The organism is uncultured Stenotrophomonas sp. (genome assembly GCF_963519925.1).
GTDB classification, from domain to species: domain Bacteria; phylum Pseudomonadota; class Gammaproteobacteria; order Xanthomonadales; family Xanthomonadaceae; genus Stenotrophomonas; species Stenotrophomonas maltophilia_AE.
This window is the reverse complement of sequence record NZ_CAUQPH010000169.1, coordinates 1-6,954: the sequence shown is the minus strand read 5'-3', so window position 1 is coordinate 6,954 and position 6,954 is coordinate 1. Positions and strand designations below refer to the sequence as shown.

Sequence of the window (6,954 nt, the reverse complement as noted above, 5' to 3'; positions counted from 1 at the left end):
GCCAGCACCCCGTAGAGCCACGCCCTGCGTGGCTGCGGGATCGGGTGCGGGCGACGAGCAGCCACGCAGGGCGTGGCTCTACGCTGTTGTCAGTGCAGGCCTTCGGCCTTCAGGGCCGCCTGCACGCCGGCATCGGCTTCCATGCGGGTCTTGAACGCGGCCAGGTTGTCCAGGCCGCTCAGGTCGATCTTTGCGCCCGCCGCCCAGCGCAGGGTGATGTAGAAGTACGGGTCGGCGTAGCTGCGGAAGCCGGCCAGCCAGGGCTTGTCGGCGAGCTGGCGGTTGGCGGTTTCGAACAGGCCGCGCAGGCGCTTGCGTGCTGCATCGCGCACCGCATCGTACTGGCCTTCATCATCGATGAAGCGGCCCGGTCCGAACAGCGGGGTGAATGCGGGATGCAGGTCCGAATTGACGAAGGCCAGCCAGCGGTTGGCTTCGGCGCGCTGCTGCGGACTGCCGTCGCCGGCCAGGCCGGCCTGCGGATAGCTGTCGGCGATGTAGCCCATGATCGCCGCGTTCTGGGTCAGCACGAAGCTGCCGTCGACGATCGCCGGCACCGCGCCGCTTGGATTGATCGCCAGGTAGGCCGGGGCCTTCATGGTGTCCTTGTCGAGCAGTTCGACCTCGAACGGCTGACCGGTCCACTGCAGGGCGATATGGTCGGCGGTGGAACAGGCACCGGGCTTGCTGTACAGCTTCATGCGGAACTCCGTGAAGATGGAAGGTTGGGCAACGGCACACTATTCCAGAGCCGGCCCCGCATCCTCAACGGTATGCCCGTAACAGATCGTTACGACGCGCGCGGCTTGAGTTTCTGCACGCGGTAGAACGTGTGGTCGCCGATGGTGGCCACCTGGTATGCGTTGCGCCAGCTCGGGCTGGCGATCGACAGCGCGGCGAAGTGGCTGGCGCCGGGCACGATCTCCTTGCGCTCGCCCACCGGCAGCGCCCAGTTGCGCTCGGCGTCGAAGGCCACGCTCATGGCTTCTTCCCAGGCGTCGCTGTTGCCCAGCTGGGTGCCGGGGGCGACGATGGTCGGCGCGAACTGCTTGCGTGCGGTGACCACCTTGCACATCGAGTCGCCCCACAGGCCGCTGTCGAGGCGGCGCAACGCTACTTCCGCGACGGCTTGCTGGCCGCGCAGGGTCTGGTCGCGCGCTTCGAGGTAGACGGTCGTGCTCAGGCACAACGAATCGGCGGCCGGCTGCGGCAACAACTGCGACAGCCAGAGTATCCAGGCCAGTTTCATAAATCTCCTTGCTCCGTATGGGCCGCACCTGGCTGCTCCGTCCGAGTGTGGGGACGGGGGCGTGAAGGTACTGCTTGGCGTCATGGGGAGGCGGCCATCGGGGCCGCCCGGGAGCGGCACCCAAAGAAGTCGGGGGCCGCGCGCTCACTCGAACTGGGTGGTGAGCGGGAAAGTCGGCGCACGATAGGGGGGGATTTCGCAATGCATCCTGAATCGAAAGGCTTGACATTCAGGTTCAGGAGGAGTGCCGGAAGCCCTGTTCAGGTGCAGTGATTGGGTCTGCGAGGGCCGGCCAACGGCCGGCGCTACCGGTCCACGCCCGGTGAATCCACCATGCCCGGGTAGCGCCGGCCGTTGGCCGGCACACCGGTTACAGGGCGGCCGCGAGGCGGCTGCCCTGGTTGATGGCGCGTTTCGCGTCCAGCTCGGCGGCAACGTCCGCGCCGCCGATCAGGTGCGCGTCTACGCCGGCTGCCAGCAGCGCAGCGTGCAGGTCGCGACGCGGTTCCTGGCCGGCACAGATCACCACGTGGCTGACCGGCAGCGTCTGCTCCTGGCCGTCGATGCGGATCCGCAGGCCACTGTCGTCCACGCCCAGGTACTCGACACCGCCGAGCATCTTCACGCCCTTTGCCTTGAGCGTGGCGCGGTGGATCCAGCCGGTGGTCTTGCCCAGCCGCGCGCCCGGCTTTCCCGGGCTCCGCTGCAGCAGCCAGACCTTCCGTGCCGGGGCCTCCGGCTGCGGGCGGGCCAGGGCGCCGCGGGCCTCGAAGGTCGGGTCCACGCCCCATTCGGCCATCCAGCGCGCCGGGTCCAGCGCCGACGAGGGGCCCTCGTGGACCAGGAATTCGCCGACATCGAAGCCGATCCCGCCGGCACCGATGATCGCGACCTCGGCCCCGACCTGCACCTTGCCCAGCAGCACATCCAGGTAGGTGACCACCTTGGGGTGGTCGGCACCGGGGAAATCGACCTGGCGCGGGGTGATGCCGGTCGCCACCACCACCGTATCGAAGCCGCCGAGGGTGGCTGCGTCCGCCACGGTGTCCAGCTTCACGGTCACCCCGGTGTCCTCCAGCTTGTGGCGGAAGTAACGCAGGGTCTCGTGGAATTCTTCCTTGCCCGGAATGCGTTTGGCCACGTTGAACTGACCGCCGATCTCGCTGCCGGCATCGAACAGGGTCACCGCATGGCCACGTTCGGCGGCCACGGTCGCGGCGGCCAGGCCGGCCGGGCCGGCGCCGACCACGGCGATCTTCTTCGGTACCAGGGCAGGGCGGTAGACCAGCTCGGTTTCATGCACCGCGCGCGGGTTCACCAGGCAGCTGGCGGTCTTGTTCTCGAACACATGGTCCAGGCAGGCCTGGTTGCACGCGATGCAGGTGTTGATCGCGTGCGCACGGCCCACGCGGGCCTTGTTCGCCCATTCGGGGTCGGCCAGCAACGGGCGCGCCAGCGACACCATGTCCGCGCCGCCCCCGGCGAGGATGCGCTCGGCCACATCCGGCATGTTGATCCGGTTGGTGGCGATCACCGGCACCCGTACGTGCGGCTTGAGCTTGGCAGTGACCCCGGCGAATGCCGCGCGCGGCACCGAGGTGGCGATGGTGGGCACCCGCGCTTCATGCCAGCCGATGCCGGAGTTGATCAGGGTGGCGCCGGCCGCTTCGATCGCCCTGGCCTGCTGCACGATCTCCTCCCAGTTGCTGCCGTCTTCGACCAGGTCGACCAGCGACAACCGGTAGATGATGATGAAGTCCGGGCCGCAGGCTTCGCGGATGCGGCGCACGATTTCCACGGCGAACTGCATGCGCCGGTTGGCATCGCCGCCCCAGCGGTCGCTGCGCAGGTTGGTGCGCGGCGCGATGAACTCGTTGATCAGGTAGCCTTCCGAGCCCATCACTTCCACGCCGTCGTAGCCGGCCTCGCGGGCCAGCCGCGCGCTGCGTGCGTAATCGGCGATGTGCCGCTCCACGCCCCGTGCCGACAACGCACGCGGGGTGAACGGGTTGATCGGGGCCTTCTTCTTCGACGGCGCCACCGACAGGGGGTGGTAGGCGTAGCGACCGGCGTGCAGCAGCTGCAGGCAGATCTTGCCGTCATGGGCGTGCACCGCGCTGGTCAACTGGCGGTGCGGACCCACTTCCCAGGGCCAGGACAGCTTGCCGCCGAACGGCTTGAGCCAGCCCACCACGTTGGGCGCATAGCCGCCGGTGACGATCAACCCGACCCCGCCCGCCGCGCGCTCGGCGAAGTACGCCGCCAGCCGTGGGAAGTCCTTGGCACGGTCTTCCAGCCCGGTATGCATCGAGCCCATCAGGACGCGGTTGCGCAGGGTGGTGAAGCCCAGGTCGAGCGGGGCGAACAGGTGCGGGTAGGCGGTGGAATCAGTAGCTGGCGACATGAAGATACGCTTGCGTATGGATGCGCAAAGGGTGCCCGGGAATGCCCCTGCACGCAAGGGGATTCCCGGTTCAACGCCGTTTCAATCGTCCCAGCCGGACAGCACCAGCTTGCCGGTGACGCCACCGCCTTCCAGCAGGCGGTGCGCTTCGCGCAGGTTCTGCGCGTTGATGGTGCCCAGCGACGTATGCGCGGTGCTGCGCAGCTCGCCGGCATCGACCAGGCTGGCCACCCGGCTGAGGATGCGGTGCTGTTCGGCCATGTCGGCGGTCTGGAAGCGCGAACGCGCGAACATGAATTCCCAGTGGATGCCGATGCACTTGGCCTTGTACGGGTCGCCGATGCGCAGCGGGCCGCGCGGTTCCACCACCAGTCCGACATGCCCCTGCGGTGCAAGCAGTTCCCCCAGCACCTCCCAGTAGTGGTCGGTGTCGGCCAGGTTCAGTGCCACCTCGACCTGCGTGATGCCCAACGCCTGCAACTGCGCCGGCAGCGGCTGGCGATGGTCGACCACGTGGTCGGCGCCCATCCGCAGGCACCACTCGGCCGAAGCGTCGCGCGACGCCGTGGCCACCACGGTAAAGCCGGCATGCCGCGCCAACTGGATCGCGATCGAGCCAACGCCACCGGCACCGCCGATCACCAGCAGGGTCTGGCCGACATGCCGGCGGTCGTCGAAATGCAGCGGCATGCGCTGGAACAGCAGTTCCCAGGCGGTCAGCACGGTCAACGGCAGCGCCGCCGCCTCGGCAAAATCCAGCGTGGTGGGTTTGCGCCCGACGATGCGCTCGTCCACCCACTGCAGCTGCGCGTTGCTGCCCGGGCGGGTGACGTCGCCGGCGTAGTACACCTCATCGCCAGGCGCGAACGCCGACACCTGCGCGCCGACCGCTTCAACAATGCCGGAAGCGTCAAAACCAAGGATCCGCGGCGGCGAGACGTCGCCGGCACGCGGCGCGCGCTGCTTGGTGTCCACCGGGTTCACCGACACCGCCTGAACGCGCACCAGCAGGTCATGTCCCTGTGGCGCGCCCGGTTCAGCAATCTGCAGGTCCAGCAGGGCGTCGGGGTCGTCGATGGGCAGGTAACGGGTCAGTCCAACAGCATTCATATCGACTCCTGTGGGGGACGAACACGTTCATCATAAAGACGTTTTCAAACCTGTTTTTCAGCTGAATCGCGACACGGGGTCGGATTGCATCAAATACTGTGGCGAGTCGTTGAATTCTTTGGGAAAGTGGCTGAAACCCTTGCCATTGTTGGCTCTTGCGGAAATTCACCAACCTGTATAGGGTGCGTCCAGCCGTCCCGGCGGAGACGCGGTAGTCGATTTCACATGTTACGTGACCGTTAACATCGCCTTCACTCCCCTGAGCATAATGTTCGCGGCGGTGGCGTGCTGAATCGGCAGTCTTAAACGACGCAGTAGTGCTGGCCCATGCCTCTACCGGTTTCATACCCCCGAAATAGGAGCTGTATTACATGAACAAGAAGATCCTCACTGCCGCACTGCTGGGCGGCCTGGCGTTTGCCCAGGCAGCGTCCGCGCAGTCGTCGTTTGATGACCGCTGGTACCTGACCGGTTCGGCCGGCTTCAACTTCCAGGATAGCGACCGCCTGACCAACGACGCTCCGTTCGTTACCCTGGGCCTCGGCAAGTTCATCAGCCCCAACTGGTCGCTGGACGGCGAGCTGAACTATCAGAACCCGAACTTCGACGCCAACCAGGACCTGAACTGGAGCCAGTACGGCGCGTCCATCGACCTGCGTCGCCACTTCATCTCCGAAGGCCGCGGCTGGAACCCGTACCTGCTGATGGGCGTGGGCTACCAGAAGTCGGAAGAGGAATACAACAACTTCCCGTCGCCGGACAGCCCGGGTGAGCGCAAGGACGGCAACTTTGCCGCCAAGCTCGGCGTCGGCCTGCAGACCACCTTCGAAAAGCGCGTCGCTGTGCGCGCCGAAGTGGCCTACCGCGGTGACTTCGACGACAAGAGCGTTTCCGCTCCGGACGAAAGCTGGTTCGGCGACGTGCTGGCCTCGGTCGGCGTCGTGATCCCGCTGGGCCCGGCTCCGACCGCTGCCGTCGTTGCTCCGGCACCGGCCGCTCCGAGCTGCGCCGACCTGGATGACGACGGCGACGGCGTCAACAACTGCGACGACAAGTGCCCGGATTCGCAGCCGGGTCAGACCATCGGTCCGGACGGTTGCCCGGTGCCGGTCTCCATCGACCTGAAGGGCGTCAACTTCGACTTCGACAAGTCGAACCTGCGTCCGGACGCCGTGGCGATCCTGTCCGAAGCTACCCAGATCCTGGTTCGTTACCCGGACCTGCGCGTCGAAGTGGCTGGCCACACCGACCTGTGCGGCAAGGACGACTACAACCAGAAGCTGTCCGAGCGTCGTGCGACCGCGGTGTACAACTATCTGACCCAGAACGGCGTGGCTGCCAGCCGTCTCACCGGTCCGATCGGTTACGGCGAGAGCCGTCCGCTGGAGCAGACCCCGCAGACCTTCCCGGCCTGCAAGAGCGAGAAGAACCGTCGTACCGAGCTGAACGTCCAGAACTAATCGTTCCGGAACATCAGTCAAAGAAGGGGCCCGGCATTGCCGGGCCCTTTTCTTTGATGGCAGGTGCCGACCGTTGGTCAGCACTCCGGCAAAAATCAACAATAAATCCAACAAGTTGCCGTATTCATTGAATGTGGGATCTTGAAAGGCGTTGTGGCGCTGTTAAACTCGGTGCGTCGCCCTCATTCCTGGATGCATCCCATGCTGCGTATCGCACTGGCCGCCGCACTCGGCCTGGCCCTGGTTCCCACCGCTTACGCAGCCGTGGATTGCTCGGCAACGGCCACCAGCGTGGCTCCGCTGCCGCTGCCGGCTACGGCGATCGCGCCGGTGGCCAACGAGCTGTACATCCGCAACGTGCAGCTGGGCATGCCCGCCGGCGTGCTGACCTCCAACTTCGACCAGCAGCAGTCGTTGGACCGCGTGCTGCAGCGCCTGCGCATCGACGGCTGCCAGAACATCGCCAAGGCCATGCCCGGCGCGCCCGCGGTGAAGCCGAATGATCCGGCCGCGTACAAGCCGCAGACCGAATTCGACAATACGCCGTGGCGCTTCGACATGAGCCAGAACGGCAAGCGCATGACCGCCGAGGAGTTCGACGCCTGGATGAAGGCCAAGGGCGTGCGCGTGGTCAAGGCGCGCCCGGCCCCGGCCGCCGCCGCAGCGGCCCCCGCTCCGGCAGCAGCACCGGCTGAAACCAAGCCGGACGGCAAGAAGTAAGACCCGTGCGC

6 protein-coding genes are annotated in these 6,954 nt (G+C 66.6%); 2 read left to right on the top strand and 4 right to left on the bottom strand.

What is annotated here, in order from left to right; all coding sequences use genetic code 11:
• Nucleotides 1-89: 89 nt before the first annotated feature.
• From RWO33_RS18255 to RWO33_RS18240, 4 genes are all read right to left on the bottom strand, one after another.
• Nucleotides 90-701 (bottom strand): glutathione S-transferase N-terminal domain-containing protein, encoded by a 612-nt coding sequence (locus RWO33_RS18255; protein WP_314106641.1) that lies wholly within the window; start codon nucleotides 699-701, stop codon nucleotides 90-92.
• A gap of 89 nt (nucleotides 702-790) precedes the next feature.
• Nucleotides 791-1,249, bottom strand: a complete 459-nt coding sequence (locus tag RWO33_RS18250; RefSeq protein WP_145481773.1) for a cell wall hydrolase — start codon at nucleotides 1,247-1,249, stop codon at nucleotides 791-793.
• A gap of 370 nt (nucleotides 1,250-1,619) precedes the next feature.
• Nucleotides 1,620-3,653: an NADPH-dependent 2,4-dienoyl-CoA reductase gene (locus tag RWO33_RS18245; protein WP_314106640.1), complete on the bottom strand. Its 2,034-nt coding sequence runs from the start codon at nucleotides 3,651-3,653 to the stop codon at nucleotides 1,620-1,622.
• 81 nt (nucleotides 3,654-3,734) lie between these two features.
• On the bottom strand, nucleotides 3,735-4,763 hold the full coding sequence (locus RWO33_RS18240) for a zinc-binding alcohol dehydrogenase family protein (RefSeq protein WP_314106638.1): 1,029 nt from the start codon (nucleotides 4,761-4,763) through the stop codon (nucleotides 3,735-3,737).
• A gap of 371 nt (nucleotides 4,764-5,134) precedes the next feature.
• On the opposite strand from RWO33_RS18240, the gene RWO33_RS18235 reads away from it, so the two are divergent.
• Together RWO33_RS18235 and RWO33_RS18230 are read left to right on the top strand one after the other, a co-directional pair.
• A complete protein-coding gene (locus RWO33_RS18235; RefSeq protein WP_314106636.1) occupies nucleotides 5,135-6,223 on the top strand; it encodes an OmpA family protein in 1,089 nt (362 codons plus the stop codon).
• Between the two features lie 201 nt (nucleotides 6,224-6,424).
• On the top strand, nucleotides 6,425-6,943 hold the full coding sequence (locus tag RWO33_RS18230) for a hypothetical protein (protein WP_145481769.1): 519 nt from the start codon (nucleotides 6,425-6,427) through the stop codon (nucleotides 6,941-6,943).
• The last annotated feature ends 11 nt before the right edge of the window (nucleotides 6,944-6,954 follow it).

Bases quoted from the DNA above. Each gene is read 5' to 3' on its own strand.
- RWO33_RS18230 (WP_145481769.1), top strand. From the start codon at position 6,425: ATGCTGCGTATCGCACTGGCCGCCGCACTCGGCCTGGCCCTGGTTCCC.
- RWO33_RS18255 (WP_314106641.1), bottom strand. From the start codon at position 701: ATGAAGCTGTACAGCAAGCCCGGTGCCTGTTCCACCGCCGACCATATC.
- RWO33_RS18250 (WP_145481773.1), bottom strand. From the start codon at position 1,249: ATGAAACTGGCCTGGATACTCTGGCTGTCGCAGTTGTTGCCGCAGCCG.
- RWO33_RS18245 (WP_314106640.1), bottom strand. From the start codon at position 3,653: ATGTCGCCAGCTACTGATTCCACCGCCTACCCGCACCTGTTCGCCCCG.
- RWO33_RS18235 (WP_314106636.1), top strand. From the start codon at position 5,135: ATGAACAAGAAGATCCTCACTGCCGCACTGCTGGGCGGCCTGGCGTTT.
- RWO33_RS18240 (WP_314106638.1), bottom strand. From the start codon at position 4,763: ATGAATGCTGTTGGACTGACCCGTTACCTGCCCATCGACGACCCCGAC.